Origin of the sequence: Bacillus cereus group sp. Bc061 (genome assembly GCF_027715825.1) — a bacterium.
Lineage (GTDB): Bacteria > Bacillota > Bacilli > Bacillales > Bacillaceae_G > Bacillus_A > Bacillus_A paranthracis.
In genome coordinates, this window is sequence record NZ_JAQFTZ010000008.1 from 28038 (window position 1) to 42865 (window position 14828).

The following is a 14828-nucleotide window of genomic DNA, read 5'->3' on the forward strand; positions in this document are numbered from 1 at the left end:
CCATATTTGCAATTTTTTTTATCTCGATTAAACTTTATATATTAAATAGAAATTACTTCAAGGAGGAATTCCATGTCTTCATTCACACACTTTAATGACCAAGGACGCGCGAAAATGGTTGATATAAGCGACAAAAAAGCAACCGTTCGAACAGCAATTGCGCGCTCTAGCATTGTCGTTACGAAAGAAATTTACGATAAAATCTCTCATAATGAAATCGGGAAAGGTGACGTATTAGCAGTTGCACAAATCGCTGGTATTATGGCTGCGAAACGCACTTCTGATATTATCCCAATGTGTCATCCTTTATTATTAAAAGGTGTTGACGTTTCTTTCGATTGGAAACAATCTGATGAACAATATCGATTACTGATTGAAGTAAAAGTTAAAACAGAAGGTAGCACCGGTGTTGAAATGGAAGCTTTAACAGCTGCTTCCGCTACTGCCCTTACTGTGTATGATATGTGTAAAGCTGTTGATAAAGGTATGATTATTGGCGAAACGTACTTACTTGAAAAAACAGGTGGAAAAAGTGGAGATTATACGAGAAAGTCTTGATTTTCTCTCTGTTGAACCTAAAGGGTTTCTCTTTAGGTTCAACCTATGTATCTTGTATATAAACGTTTTGCTACATTTATATCATTCGTCCCATGAATAAAAGCTCTGCCATCTGTAAATAAAACAAAACGAAATTCCTCTACCAGAAACGATACTAAATACGGAGTAGCCTTTACATCCACACTTCTTTGTAAGCGCTTTTTAATTTCTTCTAAATTAAATTCATTCCGCACACCTGGACGGATTTGTACTGTATTTCGTCCACATAACACTTCTGTTTTCGTTTGTGCTTCAAATGTTAAACTCGGATATGTACGTAATCTTCCGCAAGATAAACACGTTTCTTTTTTCTGTCTATTCACTTTAAATGCCATCTGTTGATTATTCCAAAGATCAAACGATAACATCGTTTCGCGAAGCGCCCCATAGTCTTCTACTAATATTTTCAACGCTTCTGTTATTTGATGCGCAACTACTAATTGCACCGCCGGCTGTATAATACCAGCCGTATCACATGTTGCTCCGCTTGCTGGATGCTCCATTAAACAGCGGAAACACGGTGTTTTTCCTGGTACAATTGTATACGTTACTCCGTAACTTCCGACACAACCACCATATATCCATGGAATATTATACTTTTGTGAAATATCATTAATAAGAAGACGCGTTTCAAAATTATCTGTCGCATCTAATATTAAATCTACACCCTTCACTAACTCTTCCATTTCCTGCACTGTTACATCAGTCACAACCGGATTTATTTCCACCTCAGAATTAATCGCTTTTAAATGCTCTGCCGCTGCTACCGCCTTCGGTTTATACTGCTTTGCATCTTCTTCTGTATATAATTGTTGCCTTTGTAAATTACTCCACTCTACATAATCACGATCCGCAATTGTTACTTTTCCAACACCTGCTCTAACAATCGCTTCTGCATTTGCTGCACCAAGTGCTCCAGCACCAATAATAAGCACATGCTTCTCTCTAATTTTTCTCTGTCCTTCTTCTCCAACACCAGAAAATAATATTTGCCTTGAATATCGCTCCTGCATACGATAGCCTCCCTTCTTATCCTCCTATATAAGACATTTCAATTTTCGGACGATTTTTCGCACTTTCTTCTGTCCGTTCATCCGAATACCTATCTTTTCTATTCATCCATACATCTTGTATAACGCTTACTAACTCCTCATCCGAAAGATTTCCTCTAAGAAGTTCCCTTAGGTCGAGTCCCTCTGTCGCAAATAAGCAAGTATAAAACTTTCCATCTGCTGAAATTCTCGCTCTCGTACAAGAGGAACAAAAGGACTCAGAAACAGAAGTAATAAAACCGACTTCAATATTTGTTCCAACGTAACGATATCGCTTCGCAACTTCACCAAAATAATGCGCTTCAGCTGGCTCAAGCGGATACACGCGATGAATCATCTCAATTAACTCTCGCTTCGTAACAACTTGATCAAAATTCCATCCATTTGTACTACCAACATCCATAAACTCAATGAACCTAAGCGGGATTCCTTGCTCTTTAAAATACGCAGCCATCGGAAGTACTTGATGATCATTCATCCCTTTTTTCACAACCATGTTTACCTTTACATCAAGCCCAGCCTCTTTTGCAGCCATAATTCCCTTTATAACAGGTTTCGTATTAATATTCCGGCCATTAATAGCCTTAAATACATCATCATCTATTGCATCCAAACTAACATTTACTCTATGTAATCCAGCTTCTTTTAATACTTTTGCTTGCTTCGTTAAATGAATTGCATTGGTCGTTAACCCTATATCTAATAGCCCGTCAATTTTCACGAGACGTGCAATAAGTTTTGTTAAATCTTTACGAAGTAGTGGCTCGCCACCAGTAAGTCTAATTTTTCGTACACCAATGCTAACAAATAGTTTTGCTAAACGCTCAATTTCATCAAACGTCAGTAAAAACTCATCTTTTAAAAAAGCATAATCTGGCCCAAATACTTCCGCTGGCATACAATATGTACATCTAAAATTGCAACGATCAATGACAGATATGCGTAAATCTTGAAGCGGGCGCCCAAAAAAATCTGTAACCATCTCCTGCATCGCCACCCTCCCTTTCTGCCAAATTTCTCTCTTTTCATTCTATTATAATATATTTTCGAACTGCGATGTTTTTACTCATGTGAATAAAGTAAAACTTTCCTAATCAATGCGACTGCATACAAATAAGGAGATAAAAAACCTTGAAGCATAAAAGCCCCAAGGTTTTCTCCTTATTAACTTAATCTAATAATCGTTAAAGTAGCTCCTGGCGTTGCCGTCGATAATGTAGCCAACGCAACTACTCCAAATAATTGTAAGCTAACAGCAGCTCCAGCAGGCAAGTTAGCAATGATTGTTGCACTAAATGAACCGGTAGCCACTGTCGGAGCATTTATCGTTCCCGCAAGTGGGCTACTATTTACAGTTATACGGGAACTCACAAGTAAACCTGCTGTTAAATTAATTGTATAGGCTATATAATAATTCCCTGCACTCGCAACTGTAAATACAGTATTCCCACCACTAACAGTTATTCCCGGTCCAATATTTTGATTGTTTGGTAACGGAATATTCGTGCCACCTAACAAAACAGAAATAACACTTCCTGATGTATTATTTGCAAAAGCGTACGTTGCAGTTGTACTAACTCCAGTCGCCCCGGTCGCTCCCGTGTCTCCTGTTGGACCGGTATTTCCGGTCGGGCCAGTACTTCCCGTTGTTCCGGTGCTTCCGGTTGGACCCGTGTTTCCTGTCGCTCCGGTGCTTCCTGTTGGGCCGGTACTCCCCGTTAGACCCGTGTTTCCTGTCGCTCCCGTACTTCCTGTTGCTCCGGTATTTCCGGTCGGGCCAGTACTTCCCGTTGTTCCGGTGCTTCCTGTTGGACCCGTATCTCCCGTTGCTCCGGTGCTTCCGGTTGGACCTGTGCTTCCCGTTGCTCCGGTATCTCCTGTTGCTCCGGTACTTCCCGTTGCTCCGGTTACTCCCGTATTTCCGGTTGGGCCTGTTACTCCCGTGGCTCCCGTACTTCCTGTCGGGCCGGTGCTTCCTGTTGATCCCGTGCTTCCTGTTGATCCCGTACTTCCCGTTGCTCCCGTTACTCCCGTATTTCCGGTTGGGCCCGTACTTCCCGTTACTCCTGTATTTCCGATTGGGCCTGTTACTCCCGTTGATCCCGTACTTCCGGTTGGGCCCGTACTTCCTATTGCTCCCGTATTTCCGGTTGGGCCTGTTACTCCCGTTGATCCCGTACTTCCTGTTACTCCTGTTACTCCGGTATTTCCAGTTGATCCGGTGCTTCCTGTTGGACCTGTGCTTCCCGTTGCTCCGGTATCTCCTGTTGCTCCTGTACTTCCCGTTGCTCCGGTTACTCCCGTATTTCCGGTTGGACCTGTGCTTCCTGTTGGGCCGGTGCTTCCTGTTGATCCCGTGCTTCCTGTTGATCCCGTTACTCCCGTATTTCCGGTTGATCCGGTACTTCCCGTTGGACCCGTATCTCCCGTTGAACCCGTGCTTCCGGTTGGGCCGGTGCTTCCTGTTGATCCCGTACTTCCTGTTGGGCCCGTATCTCCCGTTGCCCCGGTATTTCCTGTCGCTCCCGTACTTCCCGTTACTCCTGTATTTCCGGTTGGGCCTGTTACTCCCGTTGATCCCGTACTTCCGGTTGGGCCCGTACTTCCTGTTGCTCCTGTACTTCCCGTTGCTCCTGTACTCCCTGTTGGTCCCGTACTTCCCGTTGATCCCGTATTTCCCGTTGATCCCGTATTTCCGGTTGGGCCTGTGCTTCCCGTTGCTCCTGTACTCCCTGTTGGTCCCGTACTTCCCGTTGCTCCCGTTACTCCCGTATTTCCGGTTGATCCGGTACTTCCCGTTGGACCCGTATCTCCCGTTGAACCCGTGCTTCCGGTTGGGCCGGTGCTTCCTGTTGATCCCGTACTTCCTGTTGGGCCCGTATCTCCCGTTGCCCCGGTATTTCCTGTCGCTCCCGTACTTCCCGTTGATCCCGTACTTCCGGTCGGACCCGTATCTCCCGTTGCCCCGGTATTTCCTATCGCTCCCGTACTTCCCGTTACTCCTGTATTTCCGGTTGGGCCTGTTACTCCCGTGGCTCCCGTACTTCCTGTTGGGCCCGTACTTCCTATTGCTCCCGTACTTCCTGTTGCTCCTGTACTTCCCGTTGGTCCTGTTACTCCCGTTGAACCTGTGCTTCCTGTTGGGCCTGTGCTTCCTGTTGATCCCGTACTTCCGGTCGGGCCGGTGCTTCCTGTTGATCCCGTATCTCCTGTCACTCCTGTATTTCCTGTCACTCCTGTATTTCCGGTTGGGCCGGTGCTTCCCGTGGCTCCCGTACTTCCTGTTGGGCCCGTATCTCCCGTTGCCCCGGTATTTCCTGTCGCTCCCGTACTTCCCGTTACTCCTGTATTTCCGGTTGGGCCTGTTACTCCCGTACTTCCCGTTGATCCCGTACTTCCGGTCGGACCCGTATCTCCCGTTGCTCCCGTATTTCCGGTTGGGCCGGTTACTCCCGTGGCTCCTGTACTTCCGGTCGGGCCCGTGCTTCCGGTCGGACCCGTATCTCCCGTTGCCCCGGTATTTCCTGTCGCTCCCGTACTTCCCGTTACTCCTGTATTTCCGGTTGGGCCTGTTACTCCCGTTACTCCCGTGCTTCCGGTTGGACCTGTGCTTCCCGTTGCTCCTGTATCTCCTGTTGCTCCTGTACTTCCCGTTGCTCCGGTTACTCCCGTATTTCCGGTTGGGCCCGTACTTCCCGTTACTCCTGTATTTCCGGTTGGGCCTGTTACTCCCGTTACTCCCGTATTTCCGGTTGGGCCTGTTACTCCCGTTGATCCCGTTGATCCGGTACTTCCGGTCGGGCCCGTATCTCCCGTTGCCCCTGTATTTCCTGTCGCTCCCGTACTTCCCGTCGCTCCCGTACTTCCCGTTGCTCCCGTACTTCCCGTTGCTCCCGTATTTCCGGTTGGGCCTGTTACTCCCGTTGCTCCCGTACTTCCGGTTGGACCTGTTACTCCCGTTGCTCCCGTGCTTCCGGTTGCTCCGGTACTCCCCGTCGGCCCTGTCGTCCCTGTCATTCCAGTTGGCACTGGAGGAAAAGTAGGACCAACAAGATCTGGTGATAACTTAAAATTAGAATGTATCGACCTTTTTATTTTTAAATTTTCATCATTTCCTTCCACTACTCCCACCACCTTCAACAGCAAAATACAATTACAAAATATGCTTCACATAAAGTGAAACTTTAATCAGCCCTCGCCAATCGGACTTTTATAGGCAGCCCGCCCCCCACCTACCTTCTTTGCTTTCGCTAAATTTTGAGGGGGAATCTTACTGCCCATTAAAGTGGGATAAAAAATCACCTTCTATTTGAATTGTATTTTCCAAAGAGGTTTCCAATACTATTTTTCAAACAATTACTCCGCTTTTCACGCTACATAAGCTCTTCTTACAAATAATAAACTCCCCTATGATTTTAGGGGAGTCCAGCAACTGAATCCATATTATCTGTATTAGGGACAGCTTGTGCTATACCCGATGCATTTACACTTTGCCCCATATTTGTTCCTGTTACAGTACCAGCAGGAGTACCTCTCGTATACGTTGTTGTGACAGAATCTCCTGGCTGTAAACAAAGCTTCGTCTCCGTCCCTATTACTGTAACAACATCAATCCAAGTACACCCCATCGAACCACTATACGATTTCGAAGCAGTAAATGACGTATCACTTAAATTATCACCAGTAAATATATTCCCAGTGTTATTCACAATAACGAACTCTTTTATATGAGCAGGCATAATCACACTCTACCTTTCTTCTATGAGCCTAATGTACGTGTACTCGTTGCTAATGGCGGAAGAAACACCGATGTTCTAATGACCGCTTCTGGCTGTCTTTTCCCATTTAAAAAAATAGCCGCACTCGATCCTCCAGCACCTGCATACACTTTCGCTACAGCTAAAGGTGAGATATCATAACAATCGCCGATATTAACAGCCCCTGTATTATTTATAATTTTTACTTTCCGTAAGTTAATCCCCATTTACCTATCCCCCTTTTGTACACTGTATGCAAAAGAAAAAAACTTGAAACAGACTCGTTTCAAGTTTTTTAAACTACTTATTTGATTTCGCCTTCATATTGAAGCATACCGCCAACCATGTTCACTGTTTTAAAGCCTTGCTCATTTAAATAATGGCATACATTTTCACTGCGCATTCCCGAGCGACAAATAAAGATATATTCATTCTCTTTATCAAAGAAATCTACTTTATTTGGGATATCCCCCATTTTAATATGTACAGCTTCTGGAATTTTCCCTGTTGCTACTTCTTCATCTTCTCTTACGTCTACTAAAAATAACGTTTCTCCGTTTTCTAAACGCTCTTGTACTTCTTCTGTAGTAATTGTTTTCACTTCTGTCATATTTCGTTCCTCCTTATATACAATAAAAACCTTTAGTTTCTTCCTTGAATAATCATTCCTCATCAATTTTAGCATGCGAAAGAAAGAACGCAAAGAACGGAGAATTTATTTCTCAATTTTCTCGCAAAACTTATTCTTTACAAACATAACTCGTGCATTGTATCCTCAATATACTTGTTTTATGAAGGGAGTCGATTAAAATGACACTTTTTCTTTTCATTATGAGCATTGTGTTCTTACTCGCTGCAATTATTGCACTTAGTATGAAAAATAATAAAAAGATAAAATCACCACAAGAAATGTCATTCTTATTTCTATTACTTAGTATTGCATTCTTCGGTATAGCAATTGCCACATATATTTTCCGCCTACAAATCATGTAAAAAAAGGTGCCTACTACATACATTGCACCTTTTTCACATCATTTATTTTCTACACAAAACTAGATACTTTCCGATTTAAAAACTCATACACTTTCTTTTCAAATAAATGAATATCAAATACTCCCGCCATATGCCCATTTATACTTTCTATCTCATATACTTCTGCATACTTCCCTTGTTTTTGCAATAGGTCTACCATTTTATAATTATAACGTGACGGCTGAAGCAAATCTTGTTTACACGGAATCATAAGTACATTTGCTTCTATATTAGACAGTGCGTCTTCTAAAGACGAAAATCCATGTGCAATATCATGTAATAAAACTGCTTTCGCAGTGTACATCCACGAATTTGCATCTACTAACTCTATACTTCTATATGTCAATTTATTTATCTCTTTCTCAAATGATGTTAATGAAGAAACCTTTTCATACGGTTCTACTTCTATACTATTACGAGGGAAGGTTGTTTCATAAAACTGCTCATCAAACGCGTTCATAAACATCATTCTATTTGCTAACTGAAGCCCCTTCATTGGCTGCTCTTCTCCATATTTCCCGCCCTTCCAACTTGGATCCAGCCGGATAGCCTCAATTGCATTTTGCGCTACATTTACCGACGTAATAATTGGATTTTGCGGGTTCGTAATAACACCAATCATCCGCTCTACCATATGAGGATAATGAACAGCCCATTGCTGCGCAATCATCCCGCCAGCTGACGGTCCCATTACAGCATGTAGCCTTGCGATTCCCATATCTTTTATTAACTCATATTGCATACGAGCTACATGAAGAAATGTAAAAACCGGAAAGTCCATCGCATATTCATCTCCAGTTTTCGGATTAATCGATTTCGGTCCCGTTGTAATTACATAAGGGTTCTTCACCTGCACATTACAAAGATTATCAGTGCATATAACAAAGTATTTATTTGTATCAATTGCTTTTCCCGGTCCAATTAAACCATCCCACCAGCCAGACTCCTCATCATGCGCTGTATATTTTCCTGCCGCGTGACTAGTTGCACTAAAATAATGACAAACCAAAATCGTATTTGACCTTTCTCTATTTAAAGTACCATAAGTCTCATACCCCATTTGAACAGGAATTGTCCTACCATTTTCAAATGTAAACTCCTTTAAAATAAATTTCTCCTTTTTTACAATTTGCACAGACTCGCCCTCTTCTCGTCATAGTATGTACTGCTTACTAAAGGATTTTTTCTATGCAAACCCATCTCCTCCTTCTTTTCATAAATAAATGAATAATATACAAAATTAGCCACAAAATAGCACTATATTACACAATCAAAGAGGGCATACATATGATTTGGAATTGGCTACGTAAGAAAAAAAAATCAAATACAACAGAGAAAAACGCAACAGATAATTCGGAGCAAAAACCTAACAATCAAGAGGACGACAACAAAGAACAGACTAGAAGTACGAAACATAATAAAGGTAACAATAGCGAGCAAAAAAAAGAGGAACACAAGGAATCTTCTCAAGATAAGCAGCAAAATCAATCGAATCAAAATCAGCAACAAAGTGCTAAACAAGATGAATCTTCTCAAGAGCAACAGAAGCATTCTAAACAAGATGACTCCAATCAAGGGCAACAGAAGCATTCTAAGCAAGACGACTCCAATCAAGAGCAACAGAAGCATTCTAAGCAGAACGACTCCGATCAGGGTCAACAGCAACACTCTAAGCAAGACGACTCCAATCAAGAGCAACAGAAGCATTCTAAGCAGAACGACTCCGATCAGGGTCAACAGCAACACTCTAAACAAGACAACTCAAATCAGGATAAGCAACAAAATTCTAAAGGTAATAGTATTTATGATTTTTCGAAACCAGAAAAAGATCGTATTCATTCTTTACAAGATTTAATAGAGAAGCTGAAAAAGTCTAGTGATTTTGTGAATTATCATACATCCGACGACGAAACGATGCCTTATTGGATTTCTTACTATCGTCCTTCGCTTGATGGAGAGAAATTACAAAAATATTTAATGCCCACTCTTTTAGAACGACCTAACGCATCACTAGAAGAGCTGAAGGAACATATTCCGATGAGCGGCATTACAATTACGAACGATTTACAAAAAATTGAGGACATGGTTTTAAAGGGGCATGCGATTGTTCAAGTAAATCAACAAGATCAAAAATGTATGCTCGCAAATATTGCAATTGATAATTATCGTGCACCAACTCCTCCTTTAAATGAATCGACTGTTATTGGTCCGCAAGAAGGTTTTGTAGAAGATATTGATACAAACATAAATTTAGTACGAAAACGTCTTCCTGTTTTAGATTTACAAACAAAAGAGATGATTATCGGTGAGTTTTCCAAAACAAAAGTTGTCATGATGTATTTAGACAACCTTGCTGAAAAAGATAATGTTGATTTTCTAGAGGAGTCTTTACGTGCTCTTGAATATGATCAAATTAATGATAGTGCTTATTTACAAGAATTGATGGGAGAAAAGTCGATTTTCCCTCTCTATATCAATACAGAACGCACTGATAGAGTTACAAAAGCACTAATCGATGGGAAAATCGCTATTTTTGTGGACGGTTCTCCAAGTGTTTTACTAACACCTGTATCCTATTTCGATTTTTTCATTTCACCAGAAGACTACAACGTCTCTTGGCTATACGCTACATTCTCAAGGGTTTTACGTCTTATTTCCGTTTTATTCTCTATATGTGCTACACCGTTATACGTTGCAGTTTTAAATTATCATTATGAACTCATTCCGAGTGATTTACTTGAAACTTTAATTTTATCAAGGGCGCAAGTACCATTCCCGCCTTTAATTGAAGCACTCTTTTTAGAACTCGCAATCGATTTACTGAGAGAAGCTGGGGCAAGGTTACCGATGAAAGTTGGTCAAACGCTCGGTATTGTAGGCGGTATCGTAATCGGGCAAGCATCTGTACAAGCTGGTTTAACGAGTAATATTTTATTAATTATCGTTGCCTTATCAGCACTCGCTTCCTTTATTACACCTATTTATAAAATGGGTAATGCAGTTCGATTACTACGTTTCCCGTTTCTCATATTTGCAGAAATAGGAGGACTTTTCGGGATTTCACTTGGATTTATCTTCTTATTTACGCACCTATTTAGACTTACTTCTTTACGCAAGCCGTACGCTTTGTTCTACCCAACAAGACAACAATCTGTTAAAGATTCTTGGATCCGTTTCCCTTTAACAATGATTGATACACGGGATGTACAAGCAAGGCCACAACATGTAAAAAAAGCAGCGAAAGGAATTTCAACAAAACATAGATCAGACTTTGATGATTAAGAAATGAGGTGCATTCGATGAGTAAAGTTCAAGAAAAATATCAAATATCTCCTATCTTCGTTTTCTTCTTAATTCACGGTGCACAGTTCGGTGCTGGCGTTCTCGGCTTCGCTCGAATCATCGCAAAGGCCGCTGGATATGACGGATGGATGGGCGTTGTAATCACAGGACTCTGTATCCATCTCCTTATATGGATGATGTATTTTTTATTAAAAGAAACAAATGGAAATTTAATTGATTTACAAAGGCAAACGTTTGGAAAGTGGATAGGAAATGTCTTTAATATCATCTTTGCAGCTTATTTTTTAATCGTCAGTATTTCGGTTATTCGAACGTATGTTGAAATTATTCAAGTATGGATGTTCCCTACCGCTTCCACCTTTATGTTAACACTCTTTTTGTGCTTAGTTAGCTATTACATTATCTCTTCTGGATTTCGTGTAATTACCGGTATTTGCGTCATCTCTATTGGTGGTACATTAGGATATTTATTTCTAAGTTTATTCGTTTTGAAATACTCACATTGGGATAATTTATTACCTATATTTACACATTCTTTTTCAGACATTTTAAAATCCGCTCAACTGTCAATCTACAGTATGACCGGTTTTGAGATTTACCTCATGGTGTATCCATTTGTGAAAAAGCCTATGCAATCTCATAAATACGCTCAGCTCGGAGCACTATTTTCAAATCTTCTATATCTATTTAGCACCCTTTTAGCCTTTTCTTTTTTTAGTGAAAAACAATTGTTAAAAACGATATGGGCCCAACTTTCTATGACCCAAGTCATTCAATTACCATTTATAGAAAGACTCGAATATATTGCAATTTCAGGCTATGCACTTGTTATTATTTCAAGTTTTATCCTCCCTTTATGGGCGTCAATGAGAGCAACTCACGAAATATTTCGTGTAAAACAACGAGGTATTTTAATTGCTTTTTTCTTTATCACGCTTATTGTTTCACAACTTTTAACAAACAGGCACGATATTAACAATTTTATTAGTAATGCAGCAAAAGTTAGTTTTTGGCTCATTTATGTATACATCCCAATCCTATTTATCATTGTGTGGGTGAAAAGAAAATGGAAAAAATCAAAAGCACAAGCAAATTAATACTTATTTCTTGTATAACATTCTTCAGTCTAACGGGATGTTTACAAAAAAACATTATCGATGATGTACAACTTATTCAAGGAACCGTATTTGACGTTGCAAAAGATAATAAAGTAAAAGTGACATTCGTTTGCCCCATTCAGAAAAAGGGAAATAAAGTTCAAGTTTTTGAAGGAACTGCAAATGCGGTAAAACAAGTAAAAGCAGATACATCGTTAGAATCTTCTCAACCTTTTGCTAGCGGACAAATGCGTGTCGCTCTATATACGATAAGACTTGCTAAAACAGGAATGGCTACTTCATTCGATACATTACTTCGAGATGTGAATATAGGGAACGCTTTATATGCTGCTTTATTAGAGGGGAATGGTACTGAACTTTTAAAAGGCAAATATTCGACTTCATACAACGTTGCAATTTATATAAAAAAATTGCTAGAACATAATATGGAGACCGGTCCTTTACCAACGGATAACCTACATGTAGGAGCATTCCGTTATTATCAAGAAGGACAAGACTACTATATTCCCATTTTAAAGAAGCATGGTGATAAAATAAAAATTACCGGAATTGGTCTTTTTAAAAAGGATAAATATATCGGTAAAATTGCGGAAAAAGATATGTTCATCTTTAAAGAACTATTAGAGAAACATAAATTAGATTCACATGAATTTAAAACGGATTCTGCATACGTAGTGGTTAACAACATTCGTTCCATTCCATATTACGATATAAAGATTAAAAACGGGAAGCCTTCTTTTTTCATTCACGTTCATCTTGATGCACGTATTCAAGAACTATCAAAACAAATTAACTTAGAAAATAATAAAAACACAAAAAACATTGAAAAAGATGTTCAAAAGCAATTAGATAAACAAGCTGCTAAGTTAATTAAGCAGTTTAAATCTTTAAATGTCGATCCCCTCGGGCTAGGAGCAAAATATAAACACCATTATCGTCCATTCAAATTAGAAGAGTGGAGAAAAATGTACAAAGATGTTCCAATTCATATAAAATACACTGTAAATATTACAAATTCTGGTGTAATTGAATGAGAAATGATTGAACTCCTCTTCCCGGCATGATACAACGGAAAGAGGAGTTTTTATTTTAGATAGAGAGAGAAGATATTTATGGGGGAGCTTATGTCTAAAAAATTAGTAAAGCCTATTTTAAATGGTATTTTATTTCTCGGCGTCTTTTTATTTGCTCATACATACTTAAAAAATGTTTCCTTCACACGTTATTTACTTGTCGTTATACCAATGTTGCTCGTTGGTATGTTTGGCATCGATCTTATTTTATCCATTTTAATTAAGAAAGAAGAATAACAGGCGAGCATCTTATTTTCTATAAGATGTTCTTTTCATTTCATAATCACCTTATGTTACAATGAGATTCGGCACTAAGCGAGAAAGGATGAAACAACATGACAAACGAAAAAGGTTTAGATAAAGGGTACGAACTTGTTGCAAAAATGCATGAAGTATTCGGACATCCCGTAACAAATACTCCAACAAAATTAACAGAAGAACGTGCAAAAATCCGTGCGAGTTTTATGCAAGAAGAGTTAGAAGAATTTCTAGAAGCAACGACTGTTGAAGATCAATATGATGCACTGATTGACCTTATTTACTTTGCATTCGGCACGTTTGCCGAAATGGGCGTACGTCCTGATAAAGGATTCGAAATTGTAAATAACGCAAACATGGCAAAACTATTCCCTGACGGGAAACCTCGATTCCGCGAAGGTGACGGTAAAATTCTAAAACCTGAAGGCTGGCAAGCACCAGAACCACAACTTCGTGCTGAAATCGAACGTCAACGCCAAGAAGCTGAAAAAAACTGCTAGGATTTCCTAGCAGTTTTTTATTATGTCTTTTTTTCTGGCAATCATTAATGACCCACGTGTCCCGCATGTCCTGCTGCTCCACTAATGCTAGCCGCTCCTGCTGCTGCCCCCGCTCCTCCTGCTCCAATTCCACCTGTCCAAGGAGAAGATTGTTGTTGATACTGTTGATACTGTTGGTATTGTTGATGTTGTTGATGTTGTTGGCCTTGGTAACCTTGATGACCATGTTGACCTTGGTGGCCGTGATGGCCTTGATGGCCATGTTGACCTTGGTGGCCGTGATGGCCTTGATGGCCATGTTGACCTTGGTGGCCGTGGTGACCTTGATGGCCATGTTGACCTTGGTGACCGTGGTGACCTTGATGACCATGTTGACCTTGGTGGCCGTGGTGGCCATGGTGACCATGGTGATCTTGATGAATTTGATAAAGAACAGCCTGCGGATGTATATGATGGTGTCCGTGGTGATGTACTTGTTGTTGATGATGTCCATGATGACCGTGGTGACCTTGGTGACCTTGGTGGTGATGGTGTCCATGATGGCCATGGTGACCTTGGTGGTGATGTCCATGATGGCCATGGTGACCTTGATGATGGTGTCCATGATGACCGTCGTGGTGGCCATGGTGACCGTAAAAACCTTGTGGATAACCACCTACTCCGCCTGCCACAACACCTACTCCCGGTACCGGAAATCCTGTTTGTACTCCTCCAATGAAAGATGGGAATGTAGTTGGTACGCCCACTGGTACTCCTCCCGCTGCTCCGCCTACAAATGTTGGGATTCCTGTTTGTGCTCCAGCTACTGATGTGGAAAATCCTCCAGGTGTTCCACCCATCCAGCTCGGAATTCCGCCATACCCTTGTTGTCCGCCTCCCATTAACATCATTTGTTCATAACTATCCGATCCACCTCCGAAAAAGCCATGTGGTGCATTATTGTCCATCCCTTTCATTCCTTTCACCTCTTCTACTCAATTTAGCCTACCTTTTTTATCATATTTCCTATAGAAAAATAGGTGTTTGTCTGTATTGGAATTCCGCTCTTTTATTTGTACGTAGTGAAATAATTGAAAACTTAGACTAAGGTGATCCAGAGATTATTTTCTACACAAAAAAGCTCAGAGCATAAATACTC

15 protein-coding genes are annotated in these 14828 nt (G+C 40.7%); 7 read left to right on the forward strand and 8 right to left on the reverse strand.

Going from position 1 to position 14828, the window contains the following annotated elements; translation table 11 throughout:
- The first annotated feature begins 72 nt into the window (after positions 1 to 72).
- Entirely contained in the window at positions 73 to 558 is a 486-nt protein-coding gene (gene moaC, locus PDQ40_RS21155; protein ID WP_000094151.1) for a cyclic pyranopterin monophosphate synthase MoaC, read from the forward strand.
- Positions 559 to 596: 38 nt separating this feature from the next.
- On the opposite strand, the gene PDQ40_RS21160 is transcribed toward moaC, so the two are convergent.
- From PDQ40_RS21160 to PDQ40_RS21190, 6 genes are all read right to left on the reverse strand, one after another.
- Entirely contained in the window at positions 597 to 1610 is a 1014-nt protein-coding gene (locus PDQ40_RS21160) for a molybdopterin-synthase adenylyltransferase MoeB (protein ID WP_001158102.1), read from the reverse strand.
- 16 nt (positions 1611 to 1626) lie between these two features.
- Positions 1627 to 2640, reverse strand: coding sequence for a GTP 3',8-cyclase MoaA (moaA, locus tag PDQ40_RS21165; protein ID WP_001157136.1), 1014 nt, complete (start codon positions 2638 to 2640; stop codon positions 1627 to 1629).
- A 173-nt stretch (positions 2641 to 2813) separates the two neighbouring features.
- Positions 2814 to 5771 (reverse strand): beta strand repeat-containing protein, encoded by a 2958-nt coding sequence (locus PDQ40_RS21170; protein WP_270691621.1) that lies wholly within the window; start codon positions 5769 to 5771, stop codon positions 2814 to 2816.
- Between the two features lie 293 nt (positions 5772 to 6064).
- Positions 6065 to 6388, reverse strand: a complete 324-nt coding sequence (locus tag PDQ40_RS21180; protein WP_001110853.1) for a hypothetical protein — start codon at positions 6386 to 6388, stop codon at positions 6065 to 6067.
- Between the two features lie 20 nt (positions 6389 to 6408).
- On the reverse strand, positions 6409 to 6633 hold the full coding sequence (locus tag PDQ40_RS21185) for a spore germination protein (RefSeq protein WP_062923134.1): 225 nt from the start codon (positions 6631 to 6633) through the stop codon (positions 6409 to 6411).
- 77 nt (positions 6634 to 6710) lie between these two features.
- The gene (locus PDQ40_RS21190; protein WP_000141219.1) at positions 6711 to 7016 is read right to left on the reverse strand and encodes a rhodanese-like domain-containing protein; all 306 of its coding nucleotides are present in this window, start codon (positions 7014 to 7016) and stop codon (positions 6711 to 6713) included.
- Positions 7017 to 7216: 200 nt separating this feature from the next.
- On the opposite strand from PDQ40_RS21190, the gene PDQ40_RS21195 reads away from it, so the two are divergent.
- On the forward strand, positions 7217 to 7399 hold the full coding sequence (locus PDQ40_RS21195) for a hypothetical protein (protein WP_000171893.1): 183 nt from the start codon (positions 7217 to 7219) through the stop codon (positions 7397 to 7399).
- Between the two features lie 49 nt (positions 7400 to 7448).
- On the opposite strand, the gene PDQ40_RS21200 is transcribed toward PDQ40_RS21195, so the two are convergent.
- Positions 7449 to 8573 (reverse strand): alpha/beta fold hydrolase, encoded by a 1125-nt coding sequence (locus tag PDQ40_RS21200; protein WP_270691622.1) that lies wholly within the window; start codon positions 8571 to 8573, stop codon positions 7449 to 7451.
- A gap of 152 nt (positions 8574 to 8725) precedes the next feature.
- Between PDQ40_RS21200 and PDQ40_RS21205 the strand changes: the two genes are divergently transcribed.
- From PDQ40_RS21205 to PDQ40_RS21225, 5 genes are all read left to right on the forward strand, one after another.
- A complete protein-coding gene (locus PDQ40_RS21205) occupies positions 8726 to 10720 on the forward strand; it encodes a spore germination protein (protein ID WP_270691623.1) in 1995 nt (664 codons plus the stop codon).
- Between the two features lie 17 nt (positions 10721 to 10737).
- The gene (locus PDQ40_RS21210; RefSeq protein ID WP_000049063.1) at positions 10738 to 11838 is read left to right on the forward strand and encodes a spore germination protein; all 1101 of its coding nucleotides are present in this window, start codon (positions 10738 to 10740) and stop codon (positions 11836 to 11838) included.
- The gene (locus tag PDQ40_RS21215; protein WP_000411398.1) at positions 11808 to 12893 is read left to right on the forward strand and encodes a Ger(x)C family spore germination protein; all 1086 of its coding nucleotides are present in this window, start codon (positions 11808 to 11810) and stop codon (positions 12891 to 12893) included. Before PDQ40_RS21210 ends, PDQ40_RS21215 begins: the two co-directional genes overlap by 31 nt.
- Before the next feature lie 90 nt (positions 12894 to 12983).
- A complete protein-coding gene (locus tag PDQ40_RS21220) occupies positions 12984 to 13169 on the forward strand; it encodes a hypothetical protein (RefSeq protein ID WP_000038783.1) in 186 nt (61 codons plus the stop codon).
- A gap of 98 nt (positions 13170 to 13267) precedes the next feature.
- Positions 13268 to 13690, forward strand: a complete 423-nt coding sequence (locus PDQ40_RS21225; RefSeq protein WP_000180554.1) for a hypothetical protein — start codon at positions 13268 to 13270, stop codon at positions 13688 to 13690.
- A gap of 44 nt (positions 13691 to 13734) precedes the next feature.
- On the opposite strand, the gene PDQ40_RS21230 is transcribed toward PDQ40_RS21225, so the two are convergent.
- On the reverse strand, positions 13735 to 14646 hold the full coding sequence (locus PDQ40_RS21230) for a hypothetical protein (protein ID WP_270691624.1): 912 nt from the start codon (positions 14644 to 14646) through the stop codon (positions 13735 to 13737).
- Positions 14647 to 14828: the final 182 nt, after the last annotated feature.

Coding starts and splice junctions, on each gene's coding strand:
- PDQ40_RS21190 (WP_000141219.1), bottom strand. CDS start 7,016: ATGACAGAAGTGAAAACAATTACTACAGAAGAAGTACAAGAGCGTTTA.
- PDQ40_RS21185 (WP_062923134.1), bottom strand. CDS start 6,633: ATGGGGATTAACTTACGGAAAGTAAAAATTATAAATAATACAGGGGCT.
- PDQ40_RS21210 (WP_000049063.1), top strand. CDS start 10,738: ATGAGTAAAGTTCAAGAAAAATATCAAATATCTCCTATCTTCGTTTTC.
- moaA (WP_001157136.1), bottom strand. CDS start 2,640: ATGCAGGAGATGGTTACAGATTTTTTTGGGCGCCCGCTTCAAGATTTA.
- PDQ40_RS21195 (WP_000171893.1), top strand. CDS start 7,217: ATGACACTTTTTCTTTTCATTATGAGCATTGTGTTCTTACTCGCTGCA.
- PDQ40_RS21160 (WP_001158102.1), bottom strand. CDS start 1,610: ATGCAGGAGCGATATTCAAGGCAAATATTATTTTCTGGTGTTGGAGAA.
- PDQ40_RS21205 (WP_270691623.1), top strand. CDS start 8,726: ATGATTTGGAATTGGCTACGTAAGAAAAAAAAATCAAATACAACAGAG.
- PDQ40_RS21215 (WP_000411398.1), top strand. CDS start 11,808: ATGGAAAAAATCAAAAGCACAAGCAAATTAATACTTATTTCTTGTATA.
- moaC (WP_000094151.1), top strand. CDS start 73: ATGTCTTCATTCACACACTTTAATGACCAAGGACGCGCGAAAATGGTT.
- PDQ40_RS21180 (WP_001110853.1), bottom strand. CDS start 6,388: ATGCCTGCTCATATAAAAGAGTTCGTTATTGTGAATAACACTGGGAAT.
- PDQ40_RS21220 (WP_000038783.1), top strand. CDS start 12,984: ATGTCTAAAAAATTAGTAAAGCCTATTTTAAATGGTATTTTATTTCTC.
- PDQ40_RS21225 (WP_000180554.1), top strand. CDS start 13,268: ATGACAAACGAAAAAGGTTTAGATAAAGGGTACGAACTTGTTGCAAAA.
- PDQ40_RS21230 (WP_270691624.1), bottom strand. CDS start 14,646: ATGAAAGGGATGGACAATAATGCACCACATGGCTTTTTCGGAGGTGGA.